A 21,315-nucleotide genomic window follows, 5' to 3' on the forward strand; every position below is an offset into this window, starting at 1 on the left:
GCGATGCTCGGTGCCAAGATTGTCATTAAACGCGGAGGTAAAGACGAGGCAGAGAAACCATTTTGGATTTCGTTTGCCGATCTGATGACTGCGCTCATGGTTTTGTTCCTTGTCGTTATGGGTGTGGCGTTACTGGCCGTCACCAAGAACGTCACCGAGCGCGAGAAACAGGAAGAATTGCATCGCCAGGATATCGAACTCATCCTGGAGCGCTTCACTGAAGCCGCTAGGCGATTTGACGGAATAAAGATCGACAAAGAGCGGCGGGTAATCGACTTCGGTGACCGGGCCCGCTTCGCATTTGGTAAGTCTAACTTGTCTGTGGATCAGGAAAACGTCTTGCGTCAGTTCGTTCCTGAGATCCTGACCCTCGCGAATGACGAACTTGGAAAGCGCGTGCTCAAGCGAATAGTGGTGGAAGGCTATACCGATAAGACGGGCTCATACCTTAGCAACCTCAATTTGAGCCTGCAGCGTAGTCAGCGCGTGCTCTGCACGATGTTCACAAATTCAGGCCCCAACTTACTGAGCAATACACAGAAGCTGGATGTACGCAGTCTGTTTCTTGTCGGCGGTTATTCATTCAATGCAGGCAAGGACAGTGACGAAGAGAGCCGCCGTGTAGAGATGCGCATCGAGTTTCTAGGTATTGGCGAACAGCGTGCCGGTGTTGGTGCTGCTTCCGAAAACTTCGGGGAATGCGCATTGCGATGAGCAAGCTCGATCATCTCGTAACTCTATTACAGGATGGCACCCAAAAAGGTGCTAAGCCGATGCAGGCCTTCTCTGGAATTGATGATGTTCTAGTGGAGATGGCTACTCGTGCGAAGTCAAAAACTACTGGATCGGTCTCGGAGGATCATCAGCTCGAAGCAGTGCGTCGCTTCTGGGACAGTCAGGAAGTGCCTACTTTCCGGGACGCCTATTTGCTCTCATGGGGGTTATGTCTGCCACACCACCCAATGGAGCCGTGTGTACTCGAAGATCGCCCTCGATTCCACCAGTTTTTAGATAGCTTGGATAGCTGTAATTTCAAACCTCCAGCGTACCGCCGCTGCTACCAGGGACTGGTTAAGAGCTACTTTACCTACGACGCTCTGTCAGACTCGGTTCCACCCGCTGGACGCAATAACTGGAAAATTCTTCGCGATTACCTGAGTGATCGAAATAACTTGATTCGCGATGCTCAGATCAACCCCGAGTGGGTCGAAACGGCGATTGGAAATCGACAGCTATTTGGCGAAAGCCCTTGCGAGCCCTACGTTGAAGCACTGTTGAGGGGCGATGCTGGTGCGATAGACCACCTATGCGAACAACTCGGAATCGGCAAAGCTTCTTGGTTTCTTCGAGAGCTTGTACTTGCACAGGTGCGTGGTGCGACTCAGCTTGGTCATGAGCAGTTCAAGGAGCTGATGCCGCGCCTTCTGGAGTTGTTGACCAACAACGTGGTGCTACGCGATAGAGGTCTCGCCATGATCCTGGATCGCTATGTGAATGTTCCGAGAGCTCACCTGCATCAGGGGCTTCGGGAGGCCTCGGTTCAATGTTGGGGCAATCCATGGCTTCCTTCGAACGAAACACGCTGGGGTGCTGTTGTTCCCGCAGCACGAACGATGGTCGCTGATTGGCTCAAGCTTGAATTCATCGAGACGTTCTTCACGAAACTTGCCGAGGATGGACTTGGGGATCGCCGGCGCATGGATTTCTGGAAGCGCTACGTCAAGGCAATTCAGCATATCGAGTTTGCCCTAGGTTCGACCGCTAGGAGTTCACGAGAGAGGGACTTCGTTATGCTGCGCGACAAGATGAAGGGGCTCATCTGCGATCTGGACGCATCCGGTACGAACAACGCATTCATCATGAGAATGGGCGATCTGGTCGTAGTCGAATTCAGTGGTATGGGGAATGCACTGTATGGCTACGACGCTAGCAAATTATTGCCGTTTGATTCGGCAAAAACTCTTCGCCTAGCAATTAACGCCCCGAATTCCCTAAAGCATAAGTCGCCTCATAGCGTGTTGTGGTTGCAGCATCAAAACGGAATACGTGGTTGGGCAAAGTGGGAGCAAAGGTTTGAGGGAGTGATGAAGCAGAAATTCGGCATAAAACCTGAGACCAAACTTGTCTCGGACACCCCGCCAATCACTCATTCCAGCCATTCCAATTCCGCTACCCATAGCCGTGGGGCACAACTGTACAGTCGCATGGCACTAGATAGCTTGGTAAAGGAGCATGGCTTGCATTTTGAGGACAAAAATCATCAAGGCGGCTGCCTTTGGGTGCGGGCTAATGTGGATGACACCCGTGTCTCTGAAGTTCTGACTCATTGGGGGTTCCGTTACAAGGCCGGCAAGGGGTGGTGGAAGTAAGGAGGGATCGAATGCTCAAGATCTTCAGGAAGTCGAAAGAATCCAGTAACTCCGCACTCTGGAGCAGGCGATTGTTACCCGCTGGGGTTGTGCTTTCTCGTGTCGAAGGACAAGGCGGTACTCGGGTCGAAAGCTCGCTGCTGAACGGCTTCCTGACTCAGCTCGTCGATGACGGCTTGGTGCTGGATACAGCGGATGGCTACCTGCTTGGATGGGACGAGTTTTACACGGCGACCAGTCGACCTGAGTATGTGGCATTGTCGGAATTGCTCATGCTGCCTACGCGTACTGGGGCCAGGCAATTGCTTCGAAGCAACCACTCATTGACTGACTGGGGCTTCTCGGTGGTGGTTGCCGGTTGGGAATTCGGGGATGGGCGAGCATCTCAATGTGAAATGACCGGCCCGTTGATGTCGCGTGATGAGCGGGTCGAAATGATGAGCTCGGAGCAGTGGCAACTCTTCAAGGAAGTGATTAGCTTCGCAAGACGCTCTGAAGATGAGCGGGACGATCTATCCCACCGCCAAGCCTGGAGCCGGATTCGGTCTTTGGCATTGGCCGCCAATGCCCGTCTCGATGATTTCCTATATCGCTCGGTTGTCCTAGCACCGGAGAAGCTCGAGATCGGTCTGCGGCATTCCGATGCAGTGGCCGATGATCGAGTGGTCGAGATTGAGCCCGGTTTCGCTGGTGCGCCATCCGGCTGGTTGGACGCGTTCGACCGCAGCCGCGATGTGCGGGATCGCTACGATATCGTTACGCCTGACGGCATCGTACAGGTGCTGGTGACACCCAAAGTGCGTACTGTCCTCCAAGAGATCAAGCGCCTGCCTGGCCGGCGAGTCGCAGGATCCCGTGCCCAAGCCTTTTTGCTCAATCCCTATGCCACCTTGGGTGACAATGCGGTTGATGTCATCGTCGAGTCCCAATTCGAGCAGGCCCGGGAGGCGGCGGGACTCAACTACGAGCGGTTCGTGCCAACCTTCAAGCGGGACGCCTCGGGATATCCGCTCCGTATCGGACTGCTTGTCGAAACCGCCAGTCTAAGTGGCCCTACCTCATCTGAAACCCAGTGGCTGGATGATGAACCGTTGTCTTCGTTCATAAACATTGCGGATCGTGCATTCAGTCTAGGCTACCAACTGATCAGCTGGAATGGATATGAACTGGAGATACAGGGCGATACACCACGTCATATCGAAGAACTGAAAATCGCCTTACAGCAAAGACGGGCACCACCCACCCTCGTTTCCTATGCTCAAGTTCATGATCTCAGTGGCTACTCATCACGCATCGAATCCATTGGCGTTGAGAAACCGTACTACTCGCCCTATATCGCCAAGAAAAAGGATGATGAGGGCTGGTTTCCAGAAAACGTCATGCCCGTTGTGGTCTATCTACCGGATGGTGCCGCAGAACCGTTAGCGGTTCCCACCGACAGGAAGGCCATCGAAAGGTTGGAGGAAGCTGTCAAGAAAGCTAGGACTGCAGGTGAGGAAACTGTTCACCCACCGTGGCTCCCTACAGCAATCTCACTTGAGGAGGCGGAGCGGATCACCGATACCTTCAAGGAGGTCTTTAAGGAGCTTGATGAGGGCACATTCGATCCAGAAGAAGATCGTCGTCCCACCAGGAGTGCTGATCAGGTCGCCCACAAGCAACTTATCTTGAGGGCAAATATACAGTCGCTCGATTACGAGGAATTGCGCCGCGAAGCGCTTGAAGCTGTCCCTGCGCAGCCCCGGCTGCCTAAAGCCATCCGTGCCAAGTTCACTCTGCTTCCTCATCAGCGAGCAGGACTGGCATGGATGCAGCATTTATATGACTTGCAGGCCGAGTACCAGGTGCGCGGCGCGGTGTTGGCTGACGATATGGGGCTCGGCAAGACCTTCCAGCTCTTAGCCTTGATGGCTTATCTCATCGAATGCGATCCAGTTATCGAACCGATGCTGGTGGTAGCACCCGTCTCGTTGCTGGAGAACTGGGAGGAAGAAGCAGAGAAGTTCTTTGAGCCTGGCACGTTCTCTATCCTGATGGCTTATGGTGATTCACTCACGCCGTTACGTGTACCGCGCTCTCAAGTTGATCAGCGACTGCAATCTGAAGATGGGTTAGTTAAGTTTCTGACACCAAACTGGGTAGGTCACGCCAAGATTGTGCTGACAACCTATGAGACGCTTCGTGACCTTGAGTTCTCATTTGCCTCGCAGAAATGGTCACTCATGGTGTGCGACGAGGCCCAACGCATCAAAAATCCTGCTGCGATGGTTACTCGAGCAGCGAAGAAACAGCATGCTGGATTCAAGATTGTTTGCACAGGAACGCCGGTGGAAAACACGCTGGCGGACATATGGTGCTTGTTCGATTATGTCCAGCCAGGCCTGCTCGGTGCGCTGAATGACTTTGGTCAGCGGTATCGAAAACCTATCGAAGCGAAGACCGACGAAGAAAATGCGCGTGTTGATGAACTGCGTGCCCGTATTGCGCCGCAAATACTGCGTCGGCTAAAGGTTGACGTGGCTAAGGATTTGCCTAGGAAGATCATCGTCGAAGAATGTCGTAGTCTTCGGCTCTCAGAAATACAACGTAACCTCTATGCCAAGGCGGTGGAGAGCTTTAAGCGACGTGCCGATGCTGAATCTCCATCGCCGTTTAAGAATCACCTGGGCCTGCTGCACTACCTCCGTCTGATCTGTACGGATCCGCGACAACATGGTCTGAATGTGTTCAAGCCTGAGCCCACCCACGATTACCGCCGAAAGGCTCCGAAGCTCGACTGGCTTCTGACTCAATTGCTAGACATTAAGGCCAAAGGTGAGAAGGCCATCGTTTTCTGCGAGTTCCGAGAGATTCAGCGACTACTTCAGCACTATATTGAAACGGAATTTTGCTACAAACCTGACATTATCAATGGCGATACCAGCGCATCGACGAGGCACGCCGATAGTCGCCAGAAACGCATCAAAGCGTTTCAGGAGTCGGGCGGGTTCGGTGTGCTGATTCTCTCCCCAGTAGCGGTTGGCTTCGGTGTGAACATCCAGGCAGCGAACCATGTGGTGCACTACACCCGCACTTGGAATCCCGCAAAGGAAGATCAGGCGACAGATCGGGCCTATAGAATCGGCCAGAAAAAAGATGTCTATGTGTACTACCCCGTTGTTCGGGCCGATGACTTTACGACCTTCGATGTCAAGCTCGATCAGTTGCTTGCCTATAAGCGCGGATTGGCAGAGGACATGCTCAATGGCGCTGGTGATGTCAGCCCAGGCGACTTCAACCTAGTGGATGTAGTGCCGAACGCCGATCAAGAGGGTATCGACGAGCGTGTAGACCTCGACATGGCACTCCGTATGGGGTGGCAGCATTTCGAATGTCTAGCCGGTGTGCTGTGGGCTAAGCGAGGTTACTCGTGCTACCGAACTCCAGGAAGCAACGACAACGGCGTGGATATGGTGGCCCTAGGAGAAGGAAGGGGCCAGTTGGTGCAGGCAAAAACCAGTGGCACAAACGGCGCCATGTTGAGCTGGGAGGCTGTCAAGGATGTGGTGACAGGTGAGGCCTTCTATAAACGTCGTCACCCCAACGTGATTTTTGAAAAGGTTTGCTTTACGAATCAGTTCTTCAATCGTCAGGCTCATGAGCACGCCGTGTTGAATTCGGTAGAGCTGCTAGATCAGAACAGCCTAAGAGAACTGTTGGAAAAGTACCCTATCACGATGCTGGAAGTGGAGAAGATGCTGTATTCCGAATGGCGGCAAACTGATCCTGTATAGCGCTAGAAATGGGACGTTGAGGGGGGCTCTGATCATCAGAGATCAGGAGGTTGACTGTGTGCCGGGCTCGGTTTGAGTAGAGCTTGTTGCTGGCTTAACGGGGGTAATACTCGCTCCGGACGCAGCCCCGTGAAGATCGCTGTACAGCAATTGACTATCCAGTTGCAGCGCCTTGTGAACGCGCTCAAGAAGTTTCACTTCCGAAGGGCTGACGGATGCCATCGGCTTGCGCCAGGTGGGCCAGGAAGCTGGCAATCGTGCGCTTGGCTTCGACAGTTAATGGATCGAGTTTTTTCTTCAGGCTTGCCAGCGTTGGTGGTTGCTGGATTTGGATTCGCAGGCGCGCCTTGAGACGTTTGCGATGGGCAACACTAAGGTGACTCCAGGAGTCGATGTGCTGAGCAAGTAACGTGACCTCTTCATTGGAGGTGTCGCCATCGCCAGATGCGACTGAACTGGCCAGATCAAGTGTGACTGAGGCTGCGTTGTAGGCCGCTGAAGCCCGCAGTGATCCGTCTTCGGGCTGGGTCACGAACAGCGCGATACGATCTTCAGCTTTTGGAGTTCTGCTCCCAGCGAGTACGTCGGGTTTCTCACGTGTCGTCTAAATTGCTTCTGAGTCAGCAATGGTAACGTGCTTCTGCATACAGGCTCAGAGCGCAGTCAGCAAACATTCGAGTTGTTCACTCTCGTAGACGACTTAATGGCACTGAGCTATCGTCGCAACGCAGGGGTCATGCCCTTGGGTAGGGCAAGGTCAGGTCGCGCTAAAGTCGGGCCGCTTTGGTTTTGGTGACCGATGAGTCGTTATCTTTAATTCGGGATGGAAATCGATGATTTACCAATGCAGCGGATGCAACAGGACTACTTTCGAAACAGCATGCCCTTGGTGCAATAGCTCAGAGCTTTCGCCATCGTCTGAGCTGAGCTCCCGTCATCTGACGCCTCTGGATCCGTCTTTCTACCCGGATTTTCAGTACAGATCGAAAGGCCTCCTGAAAGACTTCTTGGGGAAGAAAAAGGAACAGGCTCAGCTCAATGACCTGCTGAACAATGTCCTTAGGAAGTATTCAGAGCTGAAACAGCCATACTTCACTAATTTTATTCATACCACGCGTGAAGGGGTTGGGGGCCGTGACGACAACGGCGTTCCAGGGCCAAGAATGGGTGGTGTCTACACCGAGCGAGAGCTCTTCAGGGAGGTCTTGATCCGCAAGGGGTTTGACGAGCTTGAAGAGCTGCCGTCCCTCTTGGATAAGCTGCTCCTGACTACCGCCTTCAATTCGGCCTACCTAGGTTTTTCGAGGGAGCTCAGCCGTCATATCAAGGCTGACTTCGCTGGCACTCTAAGGTCGTGGATCGAGGAGGCCGGTACCACCTTCCGAGCTGACCTTGCCTTGTTCTACTACTACCTTTGGGAAAATGACGTTCCATATCCAGGCGTCCAATTCAATCCCCAAGCTACATCCACTGCCGGTGTTCCCCTAGTGGCGAAGCCTGCATTTCGTAATGGGCTGAGCCTTTGTGAGGAGATCTACTTCGATATCTTGGTGGAGCGATTGGGAAGTCAGCTCGAGCATTTCAATCCCAACAGGTTCATCACGATGTATCTCGTGGATGCTATGGACGGATTCCAGTTCGAAGATTTTCTGGTCGAAATCTTCCAGACCATCGGATACGACGTCAAAGAGACCAAAAGAACGGCTGACCAGGGTGCTGATCTGTTCGTGAGTCGGTTCGGCAAGAACATGGTGATTCAAGCAAAAAACTACACTGGCTCTGTGGGCAACTCCGCTGTGCAGCAGGCCATCTCAGCCAAAGCCTTTTACGGCTGTGATGAGGCGATGGTTGTCACCAATTCATACTTCACCAAATCAGCAAAAGAACTGGCGAGCACAGCGGCTGTGCGATTGGTTGATCGTGAGGGGCTTCAGAGCTATCTGGATGACTACAATCAGAAACTGATCGAAATATTCCAGGTCGAGGGGGGAATAAACAGTCCTGCCTAACTTTATTTTAGAAAACTATCGACCGGCAATCACCACTATTTGTTGTTAAGGGCGGGCGGTAATAAACTGCGGTTTCATTGCGAGCTTGTGTCAAATAAATGCATTTAGATGAACGAGATGGCAATTTTTTTGACTACATGCTTAAAGTACAATCGATTCACCTTAAGGTGTACTTTGTCGAAGGAAACTTTTTTCTGCCCGAAGTCGCAATATCTCTAACGTTTTGCTATCGGCTGCTCCAGATACAACGAGACTGTATTTACGTTGAAAATCCTCAAGTGCTGCGGTAGTAGCAGGCCCCTCGAAACCATCTGGATTTGTTATTTGATAGCCTAGAACTGTGAGCAAGTACTGAGCTTCTTGAGTTTGATTACGATACGGATTCCCATCTGGACGCAAATTATCTATTGGGCTATTTTGTGCATGATTCAGCTTCAAAGAATTGCGTGCACTTGATATTTCATCTGATTTATTGTCAGCGCTAGAATTCATGTGGCTAGAAGAATTGTTTGAATTTGCAGATGTGTTTGGTGTGGGCTTCATTTCAATTTTATTAGCGATCTCTTTTGGTGCGCCTTCCTTTGGTGAGTTGGTAATTTGCAAAAATATACGTTCTTTTATCGAGTCTGGTAATGAGCTCCAAACAGAAAAAAGTATCATGCCAATTATTGCTAATCCAATAATTGGGCGACCCCACCAGCGGCGCTTCAGCGACGCATAAATATCTTCATAAATACTCACGATTTACTCTCAATAAAGTGGAAGGGGAGATAGGTATCTAATACAAACTAATTCTATTCCGCTAACTGTGTTGAGTCTCAGGTGTACGCCTATGTAAGCTTAGCGTAGACTACGTGTGCCGGCTCGATAGGCGTACGGGCTCTATGAACTACTAGGAGATGCGCATTTTTTCTCACCCTAAAGCCCGTACAGACCGAGCCAAAGGGTATCGGTTGCCTTGGGTAGGGGTGATTTTGAGCGACATTTTGTGGTCGACGACGGTTCTGGATGTAGTAATTCTAGCTAGGTTTCTCGGAGCCGATGCCAATCCAGCATTCAAGAGGTCGACACGCGTTCCGGAGGGGCCATACGCGCACGATTGGGAAAAGCTTCTTACAGAGTGGCAGAGTGAAATGCGGTAGTTAGAGCAGCATAGAGCCGCTAGAGGCAAAACCTAGTGCAAAACTCATCGATAGACCTCTCGTGGCCAGATGAGTCGAGTAGGCCGTCGACTGCCCATCCGCCGTCGTCAAATAAGAGCTGATAACTCCAGCAATTTCTCAACGGTTCTCCTACATCGATGGCCCGAAATTCACGCATCAGATCTTGCGAGCAAGCGCGGTCTCCATACTTGATCAGCCAAGTAGTAGCTCTGATGAACTGCCCATGACTGAAGACTAGGATGTCCTGAGCATCGTGATTCGCAAGCTGGGCCAGCATCGCACTCGCGCGTCCAAGCAAATGTTCGAACGATCAGCGCCAAGCCCATCAGTCATCGTCGCGTCACCGCTCTCCCTGTAGCTTTCCGCGTATGGCTTTCGGTCGGCCTGGGTGGCGCCAGTGAATCTGCTGGGGCTCAAATAAGTGAATTCCTCGACGGGGCCCAGATCTCAAATGGCGCGTCGGGGTGGTGCTGGGCAGTGGGTAATGCCGTGGCCAAACCGACGTTCGCAGCGCTCATCACAGGTTGCCTCGAGGTCTACGCAATACAGATAATGGTAAGGTGCAATCAGATTTTGGATCGCTTGTAGATGATGCAGCTTTGCTTCAATGCTCATGGGTGTCCTAACTTTGATCTGTCCAAGTACATTGCTGGCGCGGAGTGTTAGAGATGGTCTTTACCTTCACCCTTAATTATCAATTGGCGCCTGACGAGAGCGATATGGACGCGCTTGTGTATCGCTTGGCTGAAGAAGGCTGCGATGATGCATTGGTCGGTATAGGGCTGCCGGGACGTCTAGCTCTTGAGTTTATTCGTGAAGCGTTTTCTGCGCATGAAGCAATTCAGGGAGCCATAGCGGACGTAAGTCGAGCCCTACCTAACGCACGATTGATCGAGGCAGTTTTTGCTCCTGACTGACTGCAGGCGCCTTCCATTGCGCCAGTGCCGAGCATGAGGGCTCCCAGTCCACGGTAGGTCTTGCGGGCGAAGGTGTGAAAGTGATTTTTTGCGTTCCAATCATCGCTTGCCCGTCGTCCAACTGTGCTTTGATTTAAGCAGTAGGGGCCATTCGGAATATCAACGTGATTGAACGGAGTTTTAGAATTCGATTTTCCGAGATCGAAACCGCCGTGCCTTCAGCACCAGGGCTTTATGAGATCGTGACTGATGAAGGCGGGCTGCTGAAGGTAGGCATCAGCGGCAACCTGCGCAGACGATTTTCTCAACACAGGCAATCCCGGCAGTCTCGTCTCAAGCTCAAGGAAGGAGGGGATTGGAGCAACCCGAGTGATGTGATGAGCAAGCATGGAAGAGGCCAGCTAGCAGGACGCCTAGCACTAAGCCCTCGAATCGGAGACTTGAATGCACGCGCTCTTAAAAGGGGGAGGATATTTCGTGTGTTTACAAACAGCTGCGGTGCCCATAAATAGAAAACCCCTGAAGCCATAAGGAGTCAGGGGTTTAAAAGTAATGGTGCCCAGAGACGGAATCGAACCGCCGACACGGGGATTTTCAATCCCCTGCTCTACCGACTGAGCTATCTGGGCCGCGGCGGAATTAAACGTTTTTTACGGCTGAGGCGTCAAGTACGAAATCAAAAAAAACCAATGAATACCTATGCTTACGATTGTCCGTAATGTGGAAACCTCAAAAATCGTGAGCTGGAGGTGGTTATCTGGCTCAGGTCATGAGCGAGTATGAAGTCACCCGTGCAAGGATTGGGTTCAAGGTGTCCCTTGGAAATATTGAGCAGGAGAGTAGGGGCAGAAGCAGTCCTCGATCTGATCGGTCGACTGCAGAGGGAGGGTGGCGGGATGAGCGAGTCCAGTCCGGACACATGCTCTGCGGCAAGCCGAGATCGTAAGCGAATGCTGTCTTCGACTTTATCGATCAACTGGAGAGAGGAGTCGTCATTTGAGTTTCGTCATTCGCTTCATTCAAAAGAGACGCTGATCGTTTTATCGCTCATTTGGGCAGGGCCAGGCTGTGCTTAGATTTTCCGGGATGGGAGAGCGCAATAATGAGGTGCGCTTGAGCCAGTTACGCGGTCGGATTTGAATGAAAGTTTTGAGCTCTTGATCTTGAGTTTGTTGGCTTGTAACGCAGTTTTTTATGTGTAACGTTGCGATTGTTACAATGCACAAAGTTACGTTACACCGAAGCTTCCGAGCAAGCAGGCTAGACAGCGAAGCTTGGCTGAAACGGTGTCACCGAGAACGCTCGCTTGTGCAGAACTCGTCGCGAAATCTCTCTTGATCAGAAGAGTCGATCTGGCATTCGACTATCCATCTGCCGTTTTTGAACACGAGCTGATAATTCCAGCAATTTCTGAACGGTGCCCTCACATCGAGGGCCCGAAACTCACGCATCCGGTGGAGTGAAGAAGCGAGGCCTCCATGCTTGATAAGCCAAGCGGTAGCTCTGATGAACTGCCCATGGCTAAAGACCAGGATGTTCTGAGCATCGTGATCTGCAACCTTGGCCAGCATCGCATCTGCGCGCTCGAGCAGATGATCGAACGATTCAGCGCCAGGCCCATCAGTAAACTCCGCGTCACCGTTTTCCCAGTAGCTTTCCGCGTGTGGCTTACGGTCAGCCTGTGTAGTGCCGACGAAGCGGCTTGGACTCAAATACGTAAATTCTTCGACGGGCCAGATTACGAATGGAGCGTAAGGGAAGCGCTCTGTGGTTGGTAGTGCGGTTGATATGGCGCGCTCAAAGGGGGATGAGATGATCAGGTCGGGCGTGCACGTTATGGATTCAGCAAGCTCACGAGCTTGATGCTGGCCGTTTTCAGTCAGTGGTATTGAGTCCGGTGCTGCCGTGGCTAGGCCGGCGTTAGCGGCACTCTCCGCGTGGCGGATCATCCTTACGAGCTTCATAGCGGGCCCTCAGTTTGATGTAGAGGAACTTCCTCATTTGTCCTCGGCGCTGACGTGCTGTTCGCTATCCCAGGCCTCAGTGAGTTCGTCTATTCGATCCGCGATTTGAGGTGTTTTTGATAGAACGAGGCATCGCGTGTTGCCGACAAATTCTTCAATCAGATACACAGCGTCGCCAACGTCTAACTCCAATTCCTGCAGCGCTTCATCGGGAATTCGAATGGCGCCGTCGCCGTCCCATTCTTCGATGATGATTTTCATAGGTGGCTTTCTCACGTGTGGTCTCCGTTGCTTTCAGCCGGCAAGCCGTTCCCGCATGTAGATTCTCAGCAGCACGTTTTACAGACCCGGGTAATCATCAAGTCTAAGGCTAGGAGCGGCTCCATCCTCAGACTCGCACTTAGGCGCGTGTATCACTCCAGCTTCAGCGTCCGCACGCATCTGCTCGAGTTCTTTGTGAAATGCTTTGTCTTGAGCCGTGAGTTTGCTGGTGTACGGTTTGCGCTCTGGTTCAGGCTTGGCTGCATAAGTCGTTAACGCGTCTGGGTCGTGCTGCAGCTTTTCCTGGACTTGCGATTCCAGCATCGCACGGAGGGCGTCTTTATCGGGACGGGTAAGCAATTTTTTACTCCTAAATGGCAGCCAGCGATTGGCTCATTGAATGGTGTAAATGGGGCGTCCAAGCCTTAGCTGCAACCACCTGCGGTGAATGACATTATCAAGTATGAAAATAGCAAAAACAGGACGCATGTCTCAGTCTAATGTTGGGGGCCGGCCTCGGTTTCGCAAGGCCGACTTTCAACAAGCAGCAACTATTTGCAGTTGCCTGCCTTACGATATCCCGCTGCCTGGGCCTCAGATTCTGACGTGAAGGAGATCTGATTTTATTCAGACACCTGACCATACCCAAGGCACCCTATCGAAAGGTGGTAGACCTGACTTTTCCGGTTACCAATGATCGAACCCATTCTGATTGCGCTCGCAAGGGATGGCTGGACTGGTGCCCGCGGAGGTTTGACTGGAACGACGCTAACCACCCCATCACCAACGGTCTGCTTACTGGCGAGCGCAGGGCCGTGAAGCTTGATGAGCTGAGGGGGAGGTACCGTGGAACGCAGACGGAGCAGCTACTTCAGAGGCTTTTCGAGGGCTGATTTTCTGTTCTGGAGGATTGAATTTTGGATTTTCAGGACGCGTCCACCAGCCTTACCAAAAATATATTTTCGGCCCCCCTTGAAAGTAAAATTTCAAACCGGAGATCTTATATTTGAGAACAAAAAAAAGCGACGATCTCCAGAGACCCGCTTTTACTGGCTTGCCATAAGCTGTGGGGCGATCGACCCGATTGCCCTGCTTTTGCTCTTTCAGTTTTTGCTCCTTTTGCTTTTGGTCTTTTTGCTTTTTATTTTTTCGGGTTTCTGTGCGTTGGAAAGCATGAGCGGAGGGCGGCGAAGCCTGTGTTGTGTATGCTGATCGTACCTTTGCGACGTTAGTCGCAGCTACTTTTTGATTCCAAAAGACATCAGTTTTTTTTGAAAAAACGGCCGTATGCCACCTTTTTTGGGGCGACCACAGTCATACGTCAACAGGATCACGGTTTGAGACTGCAAGGTTGGATGAATGGCTCCTATGAATCCAGAGTAGTGCCGACAATCTTCATAGAGAGTGAAGCCCTTGTTATTGCGAATGCTGAAACATTGGGTTGGCACATTCGGTAGCAGGACGTTGATAGCCAAATTCAGGTGCGAGCCCAGGAATCGCTCCACCAGCGCCTCACCACGGTTAAGGATTAAGGAGTCGAGCACAGATGGGAGTTTTCGACTGGCTGTTCAACAAAAAGAAAGTAACCCCACCGAAAGGAAAGGCAATTCAATCCAGCACTCAGACGATAGAGCTAGACAAGCCTTTCTTGAGTGTCAGCGCGATCGGGTACGGTGGGCTCTACAGTCTTTCCAAATCCAAGATGTGGGCGATTTCTTGGAGAGACTCGGATCCTGTGGCTGGCCGAGGAGGGCATCGTGAAAGCGGTTATGGGGAATATGTCCTAGCTGATCTTGCCGGCGATGTTGTGTCTGCGCATGGTCAGATGCAAAGACCAAACAATGGCTCAGTTGCTGACAACGGATCGTTCTGTCTCGAAGACTGGCATTTGGGGAGCTCTTTGTCGGGTACTTTCAACGTGTTCGATTGCGCCGGTAATCCAATCGTCAGCAAAGAGCTGACGGCCAACATCTTCGGGAGTGGTATCTCAAAAAATGGAAAGCTCGCGTATTGCGCTACTGCCAATAGCAAGACCGAGCACGGCTATAAAGTCATCCTATTTGACCTGGAAACAGGTGAAGAACTGTTCTGTGTGACGCCCCGTACGCAAGGCCTCGAAACCTACATTTTCGACGAGGAGAGGAAACTCCTGATCGCAGACGTCAAGGGCGTTGGCAAATTCAGGTATGACAGCACCGGCCATTTCGTCGATGCCAGTAATCTGGACAAGGCCAATCTCGACTCCTCCGACTACAGCCGTATCATCCGCGCAGCCGAAAAGATCCTCGGGGAACAAGACGTATCAGATGAACGTGCCACTGAGGCTCTTGAAGCTGTGATGCGGGCTAGGTCACTCGGTGCTGACTCCAACCCCGCATGGAAACCCAATGCGTTAAAGGTGCAAGGCCTTGCGCACGAGATGCTGGGGCAGTTTTGTCAGGCGATCGAAGTCTATGAGGAGGCAATCACCCTGAGCCCGAAAATAGGGGTGAAGCGCCGTCTAGATGCTCTGAAAAAAAAGGTGTGCTGACAATTACCCTGCGTAAGAAGCGCAACCCTGAAGCGCCTCAGAAAATGTCGCTTCCACGAATTGTGGTGGCCAAATCCCAAGGAAAGGACTGATAAGGAGGCCGGTGAATGGGGCGTTGCATCTGTGCAATCGCGCCGGCTGAGTGCATTTGTTCAATCGCCGCTGAATTCGGGAATTGAGATACTGATCCGCCTGTACCGTTGACTGTGGTCTATGGGATCTAGGGTTAAGATATGCATCAAATTCTGCGCCGGCTCCAGCCGATTAAAATAATGACCGTGTGAGATTTACGGGATGGGTAGAGTTCAAAGGATGTTGGAAGAAGAAATGGAGCGCGGCTACTCACGCGTTGAGGATACCTACGTCTGCGAGAGGTGCATTCAAGACGTCGGGCTGAAAAAGTTCGTTAGGAGTAATCGTAGTCCCGGTACCTGCTCCTACTGCCATAGGCCGGTCAGCGTATCAACCATGGATAATGTGATAGAGCACGTGGTGAACAGCCTCTGCTTGGAGTGGGGCGATCCGGCCAATGAAGGACTTGCCTACGAGACCCGAGAAGGTGGGTGGCAGGGTGATGTCTACAACATTTATGAGCTGCTCTATGACGTCGGCCCCGATTGCCCTGAAGAGATTCTAGATACGATTGCCGCGTCAATTCATGACACAGGATGGTGCGAGAAAGACCCGTATTCTCTCCCTCTTCACAAGATATTGGTTTACGGCTGGCAGAGCTTCAGCAAATTCATCACTCACACTGCGCGATTCGTATTTTTCAGGGCGGTCAACCCAGCATACGATCGTGACCAGCACGACGAAATGAACCCAGTTGACATCCTGGAAACATTGGGCCGAGTGGTGGGGAATCTAGGTCTTATCGATACGGTTCCGGCTGGGGAAAAAATTTATCGCGTTCGGATCGTCAGCCAGGATGAGGTCATAGCGCTGGCTAAGGATCTTGGCCCACCTCCTGCCGAAATAGCAAATATGCCTAATAGAATGAGCCCCGTTGGCATTCCGATGTTCTACGGCGCATTTGATCTCAATACAGCTATACGTGAGATTTTCGAACCTGACAATGCGAAGGGGAAGAAGGTGGCCGCTGGTGAGTTCACTGCACTTCGAGATCTCAGAGTGGTGGATCTATCGAAGTCGCTTCCTGTCCCCAGTCTATTCGATCCGAAACTCCAGAAGCTGCGTAACTATTACCGCTTCATGAACAACTTTATCGACGATTTCACTAAGCCGATTGAGCGCAGTGATAGGGCACACGCTGAGTACGTACCCACCCAGGTGGTAACTGAATATTTTCGACATGTTTACCGTACGGACGATGGAGCTCAGATAGACGGGATCATCTACCCCAGCTCAAAGACATGGCAGAAAGCGATCGTGATCTTCGCTGACTCGACAGCTTGCATTGATGCTGAAGAAACGCAGGGGAGTGGGGCGCTACTTAGGTTGGACAGGGCGGTTGATGTCAGCTTGGAGGCATATGCATCTGAAGGCACCGAAAGCTTTTGAACGTGAGCCCTTTACGCCCGTCTGGCATACGACTAAATCCAAAAAAGTAAGAAAGGACTCTCATGTATCTACGTACCCTCGACATCGTTGGCTTTAAGTGTTTTGGCGACCCCTTCACCATAGAATTCCACGACGGCCTCAACATCCTCGTTGGCGAGAACGGAGCGGGGAAGACAGGCGTCATTGCTGCTGTCCGCCAGCTCTTCAATGACTCCGAGTCCGGCAAACGCCTGATCAACGAGCGGGATTTTCATCGCGGTTTCGACCAAGGGGCGATAGCGGTAGAGAAGATAGAAATCCAAGCCACCTTTGCTGATCTTGATGAGGATGACGTCATCGCATTCGAGGACTGGTGTGGAGACCATGACGAAGCGAAACTCACCTTCACCGCGTTAAATCTAGAATCTCGCGGGCGCTTCAAACACCATATTTACGGTGGCCACGAACGCACCACTGCCCTAGAAACCGAGACGCTCGATCTCATCCATTGCATCTATCTGCCGCCACTGCGCGATGCAGAAACCAAGCTGAGGGATGGACGACAGTCTCGGCTAGCCCGGCTCCTGAAGGCGCTTTGCCGGAAAGAGCTTGAGACGGCTCGAAAGGAGGGCGCACTTCATCCCCTAGAACACCGTGTTGGCGCATTCAACCAAGAACTGTCCGAAAGCGATGACTACGCAATCAAGCAGGCCAACCAACGAATTGGAGATAGCCTCAAAGCAGCCTTGGGGATGCACCTCTCCCAAAGCACGTTGATTCAGTTCTCGGAGGTGAGCTTTTCTCGCATCGTTGAGGGGCTGCGATTACTTTACTTCCCCAATCTAGCCGAAGCCGATGCAACTCAGTTTCGTTCATTGGAAGAAAACAGCCTCGGCTACAACAACCTACTCTACATTGCCTCGATCTTGGCGGAGCTGGTACTGGAGGTGGAGGAAGAACGGGGAGAGGAAACCTACCTTCGGCTCCTACTAATCGAAGAGCCAGAAGCACACCTGCATCCCCAGCTACAAATCCGTCTACTGAAACACCTCAGCTCAGTTGCCAAGGAAAAAGGCATCCAGGTAATTATCACTACGCACTCAACAGTCATCGCGTCAGCAGTATCAGTCGATCAGATCATCCATATTTCCAACACTGGCACCCCTGTTGCGATTCCCCTACGGACATGTGGCCTTCCCGATCAAAGCCGGAAGTTTGTAGATCGGTGGCTCGACGTCACGAAATCCAATCTGCTTTTCTCCAAAGGAGCAATCTTGGTTGAGGGCATCGCGGAGGCGATTGTAGTACCCGAGCTGGCACGCTGGGTTCTCGGCCAGCGCGGCGAGGGCAAGAACACGCTAGAGGATTACGGTGTGTCAGTCATCAACCTCGGCGGAATCTATTTCAAGCACTTTATGCAGTTGTTTTGCGACGTGACTGATGAAAGTACAGGACAGAATGTGCCGGTAAGGTGTGCCGGTTTGACCGACAACGATCCGCCAAAAACGGTTGAAATCGACGACGGGAACGGTGGGCAGGTGACGGTTCCGTATTTACCGCATGCTGATGACACTCGGGTTGGAGACAACCACGCATTAGCCCACATTCCCAAAATCGACCAATCCCAGTTCGCCCGACTATTCGCCGGCAAGTACAAAACATTCGAATACGATATCGCGATGGAGGGGGCGAATCTTCAAACGATGTTCACTGTCGCTGCCGACCTCTGGCCAACGCAGGAAGGAACCGTTGCTCCTGGGTTACGAGCTAGTGCGGCGCTCGACTTTGGTGGAATGACAAGCCTCGAGAGAGCAGTCTACGCGGCCAACCTGCTTGACCGTATCGACTCCAAAGAAATTGGCAAAGGTATATATGCGCAGGCATTTGCCGAGGCTCTGGAAAAATTTGAGGGCGACTTTGAAGTGCCCCGTTGTATCCGAGACGCCATCCTCTGGGCTTGCGGTCTAGAAGAAGATCCCGCGCAATGATTGAGCTAACCAAGGAACAGCAGGCCTATATTGATGCGCCGCTCGACCAGCACGTGTACCTCAAGGCCTGCCCTGGCAGCGGCAAAACTGAGGTTGTAGCTGCCATGGTGGCAAAGGTCATTGATGAGTGGACTGCCTTCCCGTCTGGAGTAGCCGTCTTGACCTTTTCGAATAGCGCAACAGATGAGCTCAAAGTTAGGTTGCGACGTTACCTCGGCGAGCCTCTCGCATTCCCTCACTTAGTGTCGACATTTGATAGCTTCGTCTTGACTCGCATTGTGGCCAATGTCGCAAAGGAGGTCACCGGCTTCGAAGGAAGGGATGGGGATAGCCGAATCAGAGTTCTGGAAAACAAAGCAAACATTTTCCTCACCAGTACCAAGATCTGTGACCGGCGGATATCTGCCTGCAAATTCAATTACGACCTCGATACAAAAGGATTCACGTTCTCGACGGGCGATCGTATTCAAGATACAGAGCTTAATGCTGCACAGATCAACAAGCCTACACACCTAGACCTAATCGCAACCAAACAACGGCTCTGGAAGTCAGGATTCGCCACCTATAGAGATGTAGATACCATTGCCTTAGCGTTATTCAAGAGACCCAAGCTGGCAACATACTTTAAGCGCTTAGCGCGGCGATTTTCCCTGATCATTGTCGACGAGTGCCAAGACCTGTCTGCGGAGCAGCTCGCTATCGTCCGGAACCTCCATGGGCTAGGCGTCAAATTCCACTTCGTTGGCGATTTGAATCAGTCAATCTACGGGTTTAGGAAGTCAGATCCAAACAAAGTCAGGAAGCTACTTGACGACCTCAATTTCGCCGAGCTTGCCCTAACAGCGAATTGGCGAAGCGGGCAGGCCATCGTAGATTTCTGCAGCGATTTGCTACGCATCGAGCGTGTGAGGGGTAATCCTGATATCGCTCCGATCAAACCGATGCTCCTTCAGTACACGAAATGTCCATCTGAACTCCTAACTAGGATTATCGAACTCACGAACAGGTATCAAGAGGTTGTGGTCGTCGCCCGTGGCCACAGCACGCTTCAACGCTTTCGTAAAGGTGACAACTTCACGGGCACCGAAGCACTGGCTCTTGCATGCGTAGCAGCCGCTAGCGGGAGCTTGAAGGAGCTCAAGGTAGCTTTGGCACAGTTTGCAGAGTGGATCGCAGATAAGCTCGCCATGCAGGTGACGCGTACAGGCCCCCACTGTCCAATCGCCGTAGAGTCCAAACTCGCTTGGCGCAAGTTCGTCCACCAATGCTTGCAGTTCTTGGTGAGTGCCGGCGCAGGCAATCTGGATTTGACTTGGACTCAGTGGGCTGCAGTAGCTAAAGGCGCCATCCGACGGCTTCCCGATCAATCTTTCGTTCTCCCAGAAATCAGCGCAGAGGTTGATGCTCTCAGGAAATTCAATCTCAGGTCTCCCGCAGGGCAAGGAGATAAGCCGCTCTCAATTCGGTTCGATCAGGGCGTAGCTCAGCAGAACTCCGTGGACAGCTTGCGCTACGAAACCATTCACCAAGTTAAAGGCGAAACTCATGATGCAACGGTGGTCGTTTCATCACTCAAGCGCAGTGTCTATCTTTCACATTGGCAAGACTGGCTAGCCGACCCGACTTCCGAAGGTGGCAGGTTCGCGTATGTGGCCAGTTCCCGGCCACGGCATCTGCTCATCTGGGCCGTGAAAACACTGAAACCTGCAGAAACAGACATTCTTACCGCCTTAGGTTTCGAGCTCGCCTGAGCCAGAGAAACCTGAGCATACGCTCAAGCTAGACCGGACGATTACAGACCAAGGATTTCATGCAAACGTAGCGCGCAGACCCGCAGGGCCATGCCGCGATGTGAGTGATTTGTTTACATACCCAAACTGCGGCTAAACAGCTGATCGCCTTCGCTTTAGTAAAGCCAGGGGCCCAACTCATCCATGTTCGCAACCACGATCTGCTGGGCCATCGGCTTCATGTGCATCTTAGTGGTATCGATCTGGTATCGATGCAAAACGTATTGAACCAGAGCGCCGCGGGTCTCGATTACGAGTCGCCCATCTTCCATTCCGTAGTCGGCCTCAATGATTGCACGCTGCCCAGCTTTCAGCCTTGGGTCTGCTTCCAGGATCACTGTTGCCGGCGTCGTCCAGCCGGGATCTAGCAAGCGAGTGTGCTCTGTGACGTCGTTCATTAGCTCCGGAGTGCCGCGGAACCGACTCAACACAAAATCACGATACTCACCGTTTTTCTCGCAATACGCCCGGACATGCCAACGCATACCAGTGTGAATGAGCGTATGAGGGGCTATGAGCCGCGTTTCGCCCTCTGGCGTCCGGAAAGACGCGTACTCGCATTCCAATCTTTGGCCCTCCCGGCAGGCCTTTAGTAGCGGCCGAAGCACCTCGGGGCGTATGGATCGGTCTGGTACATCCAAAACATCTATGTGCGCATACGCCAGCGTTAAACCTTCGATGTGCGGGGCTCGCTCGTGGTTCTGGTTTAAGAGATGAAGGTAGGCGCTGGCGCTATCTTTCATGAATAGCGGCTTGAAGTGTTTGCTAGGTACATAGCCTTTGAGATGCTTGTCGTAAACCAGATTTCTCGGTGCATGCTCATCAATGTAGGTATTGATGTCTTTCGAGGCTTGCTGGCGGCTGATACCGAAACTTTGCATCAGGTGGTTCGTAGTCAACCGGCCTTCCCACCATGCGACTGTCTCGATCAACCTGTACCTCAATGCCAGATCCCAGCGCACGGATTCGATGGCTTTGCCCCGCTTCATGACGACCTCCATCTGCTTGAAAAGTTTACCTGTATACGTAAACACCATAGATGTGTCGTCTA

General features: G+C 52.1%; 14 protein-coding genes, 1 tRNA gene and 2 pseudogenes. 10 read left to right on the plus strand and 7 right to left on the minus strand.

The window, feature by feature from the left end; genetic code table 11:
* The first annotated feature begins 3 nt into the window (after positions 1-3).
* From AC1DIG_RS09345 to AC1DIG_RS09355, 3 genes are read left to right on the plus strand one after another with little or no spacing between them, the layout of a single operon-like run.
* Positions 4-714 carry an OmpA/MotB family protein gene (locus tag AC1DIG_RS09345; RefSeq protein ID WP_477767074.1) on the plus strand — a complete coding sequence of 237 codons (711 nt, stop codon included), beginning with the start codon at positions 4-6 and terminating at the stop codon, positions 712-714.
* A complete protein-coding gene (locus tag AC1DIG_RS09350; protein ID WP_477767075.1) occupies positions 711-2,369 on the plus strand; it encodes an EH signature domain-containing protein in 1,659 nt (552 codons plus the stop codon). Before AC1DIG_RS09345 ends, AC1DIG_RS09350 begins: the two co-directional genes overlap by 4 nt.
* Positions 2,370-2,380: 11 nt before the next feature.
* A complete protein-coding gene (locus AC1DIG_RS09355; protein WP_477767076.1) occupies positions 2,381-6,142 on the plus strand; it encodes an SNF2-related protein in 3,762 nt (1,253 codons plus the stop codon).
* A 63-nt stretch (positions 6,143-6,205) separates the two neighbouring features.
* On the opposite strand, the pseudogene AC1DIG_RS09360 reads toward AC1DIG_RS09355, so the two are convergent.
* A pseudogene (locus AC1DIG_RS09360) lies at positions 6,206-6,734 on the minus strand (tellurite resistance TerB family protein); the annotation flags it as partial.
* A gap of 241 nt (positions 6,735-6,975) precedes the next feature.
* Here AC1DIG_RS09360 and AC1DIG_RS09365 point away from each other — a divergent pair.
* Entirely contained in the window at positions 6,976-8,151 is a 1,176-nt protein-coding gene (locus AC1DIG_RS09365) for a restriction endonuclease (RefSeq protein ID WP_477767077.1), read from the plus strand.
* Between the two features lie 162 nt (positions 8,152-8,313).
* Here AC1DIG_RS09365 and AC1DIG_RS09370 read toward each other — a convergent pair whose 3' ends face one another.
* Together AC1DIG_RS09370 and AC1DIG_RS09375 are read right to left on the minus strand one after the other, a co-directional pair.
* Positions 8,314-8,892: a peptidoglycan-binding domain-containing protein gene (locus AC1DIG_RS09370; protein WP_477767078.1), complete on the minus strand. Its 579-nt coding sequence runs from the start codon at positions 8,890-8,892 to the stop codon at positions 8,314-8,316.
* Positions 8,893-9,312: 420 nt separating this feature from the next.
* Positions 9,313-9,591 (minus strand): hypothetical protein, encoded by a 279-nt coding sequence (locus AC1DIG_RS09375; RefSeq protein ID WP_477767079.1) that lies wholly within the window; start codon positions 9,589-9,591, stop codon positions 9,313-9,315.
* 391 nt (positions 9,592-9,982) lie between these two features.
* On the opposite strand from AC1DIG_RS09375, the pseudogene AC1DIG_RS09380 reads away from it, so the two are divergent.
* Positions 9,983-10,228 (plus strand): annotated as a pseudogene (locus AC1DIG_RS09380) (DNA-binding protein); the annotation flags it as partial.
* A gap of 556 nt (positions 10,229-10,784) precedes the next feature.
* On the opposite strand, the gene AC1DIG_RS09385 reads toward AC1DIG_RS09380, so the two are convergent.
* Positions 10,785-10,860: transfer RNA gene (locus tag AC1DIG_RS09385), tRNA-Phe, on the minus strand.
* Between the two features lie 150 nt (positions 10,861-11,010).
* Between AC1DIG_RS09385 and AC1DIG_RS09390 the strand changes: the two genes are divergently transcribed.
* Positions 11,011-11,307, plus strand: a complete 297-nt coding sequence (locus tag AC1DIG_RS09390) for an antitoxin Xre/MbcA/ParS toxin-binding domain-containing protein (RefSeq protein ID WP_477767080.1) — start codon at positions 11,011-11,013, stop codon at positions 11,305-11,307.
* A gap of 213 nt (positions 11,308-11,520) precedes the next feature.
* Here the strand turns inward: AC1DIG_RS09390 and AC1DIG_RS09395 are convergent, their stop codons facing one another.
* Positions 11,521-12,195 carry a histidine phosphatase family protein gene (locus AC1DIG_RS09395; protein WP_477767081.1) on the minus strand — a complete coding sequence of 225 codons (675 nt, stop codon included), beginning with the start codon at positions 12,193-12,195 and terminating at the stop codon, positions 11,521-11,523.
* A gap of 33 nt (positions 12,196-12,228) precedes the next feature.
* The gene (locus tag AC1DIG_RS09400) at positions 12,229-12,456 is read right to left on the minus strand and encodes an AbrB/MazE/SpoVT family DNA-binding domain-containing protein (RefSeq protein ID WP_477767082.1); all 228 of its coding nucleotides are present in this window, start codon (positions 12,454-12,456) and stop codon (positions 12,229-12,231) included.
* A 1,546-nt stretch (positions 12,457-14,002) separates the two neighbouring features.
* Between AC1DIG_RS09400 and AC1DIG_RS09405 the strand changes: the two genes are divergently transcribed.
* From AC1DIG_RS09405 to AC1DIG_RS09420, 4 genes are all read left to right on the plus strand, one after another.
* Complete coding sequence (locus tag AC1DIG_RS09405; protein ID WP_477767083.1) at positions 14,003-14,986, plus strand: hypothetical protein; 984 nt, start codon at positions 14,003-14,005, stop codon at positions 14,984-14,986.
* Positions 14,987-15,298: 312 nt separating this feature from the next.
* Positions 15,299-16,507: a HEPN-associated N-terminal domain-containing protein gene (locus AC1DIG_RS09410; RefSeq protein WP_477767084.1), complete on the plus strand. Its 1,209-nt coding sequence runs from the start codon at positions 15,299-15,301 to the stop codon at positions 16,505-16,507.
* A 62-nt stretch (positions 16,508-16,569) separates the two neighbouring features.
* Entirely contained in the window at positions 16,570-18,474 is a 1,905-nt protein-coding gene (locus tag AC1DIG_RS09415) for an ATP-dependent nuclease (protein ID WP_477767085.1), read from the plus strand.
* Complete coding sequence (locus AC1DIG_RS09420) at positions 18,474-20,225, plus strand: UvrD-helicase domain-containing protein (RefSeq protein ID WP_477767297.1); 1,752 nt, start codon at positions 18,474-18,476, stop codon at positions 20,223-20,225. Before AC1DIG_RS09415 ends, AC1DIG_RS09420 begins: the two co-directional genes overlap by 1 nt.
* A gap of 155 nt (positions 20,226-20,380) precedes the next feature.
* Here the strand turns inward: AC1DIG_RS09420 and AC1DIG_RS09425 are convergent, their stop codons facing one another.
* On the minus strand, positions 20,381-21,253 hold the full coding sequence (locus tag AC1DIG_RS09425) for a WYL domain-containing transcriptional regulator (protein WP_477767086.1): 873 nt from the start codon (positions 21,251-21,253) through the stop codon (positions 20,381-20,383).
* Positions 21,254-21,315 lie beyond the last annotated feature (62 nt).

The organism is Pseudomonas sp. 05N431 (assembly GCF_056397005.1).

Bases quoted from the DNA above. Each gene is read 5' to 3' on its own strand.
- AC1DIG_RS09345 (WP_477767074.1), top strand. From the start codon at position 4: ATGCTCGGTGCCAAGATTGTCATTAAACGCGGAGGTAAAGACGAGGCA.
- AC1DIG_RS09350 (WP_477767075.1), top strand. From the start codon at position 711: ATGAGCAAGCTCGATCATCTCGTAACTCTATTACAGGATGGCACCCAA.
- AC1DIG_RS09355 (WP_477767076.1), top strand. From the start codon at position 2,381: ATGCTCAAGATCTTCAGGAAGTCGAAAGAATCCAGTAACTCCGCACTC.
- AC1DIG_RS09365 (WP_477767077.1), top strand. From the start codon at position 6,976: ATGATTTACCAATGCAGCGGATGCAACAGGACTACTTTCGAAACAGCA.
- AC1DIG_RS09375 (WP_477767079.1), bottom strand. From the start codon at position 9,591: ATGCTGGCCCAGCTTGCGAATCACGATGCTCAGGACATCCTAGTCTTC.
- AC1DIG_RS09390 (WP_477767080.1), top strand. From the start codon at position 11,011: ATGAAGTCACCCGTGCAAGGATTGGGTTCAAGGTGTCCCTTGGAAATA.
- AC1DIG_RS09395 (WP_477767081.1), bottom strand. From the start codon at position 12,195: ATGAAGCTCGTAAGGATGATCCGCCACGCGGAGAGTGCCGCTAACGCC.
- AC1DIG_RS09400 (WP_477767082.1), bottom strand. From the start codon at position 12,456: ATGAAAATCATCATCGAAGAATGGGACGGCGACGGCGCCATTCGAATT.
- AC1DIG_RS09405 (WP_477767083.1), top strand. From the start codon at position 14,003: ATGGGAGTTTTCGACTGGCTGTTCAACAAAAAGAAAGTAACCCCACCG.
- AC1DIG_RS09410 (WP_477767084.1), top strand. From the start codon at position 15,299: ATGTTGGAAGAAGAAATGGAGCGCGGCTACTCACGCGTTGAGGATACC.
- AC1DIG_RS09415 (WP_477767085.1), top strand. From the start codon at position 16,570: ATGTATCTACGTACCCTCGACATCGTTGGCTTTAAGTGTTTTGGCGAC.
- AC1DIG_RS09425 (WP_477767086.1), bottom strand. From the start codon at position 21,253: ATGAAGCGGGGCAAAGCCATCGAATCCGTGCGCTGGGATCTGGCATTG.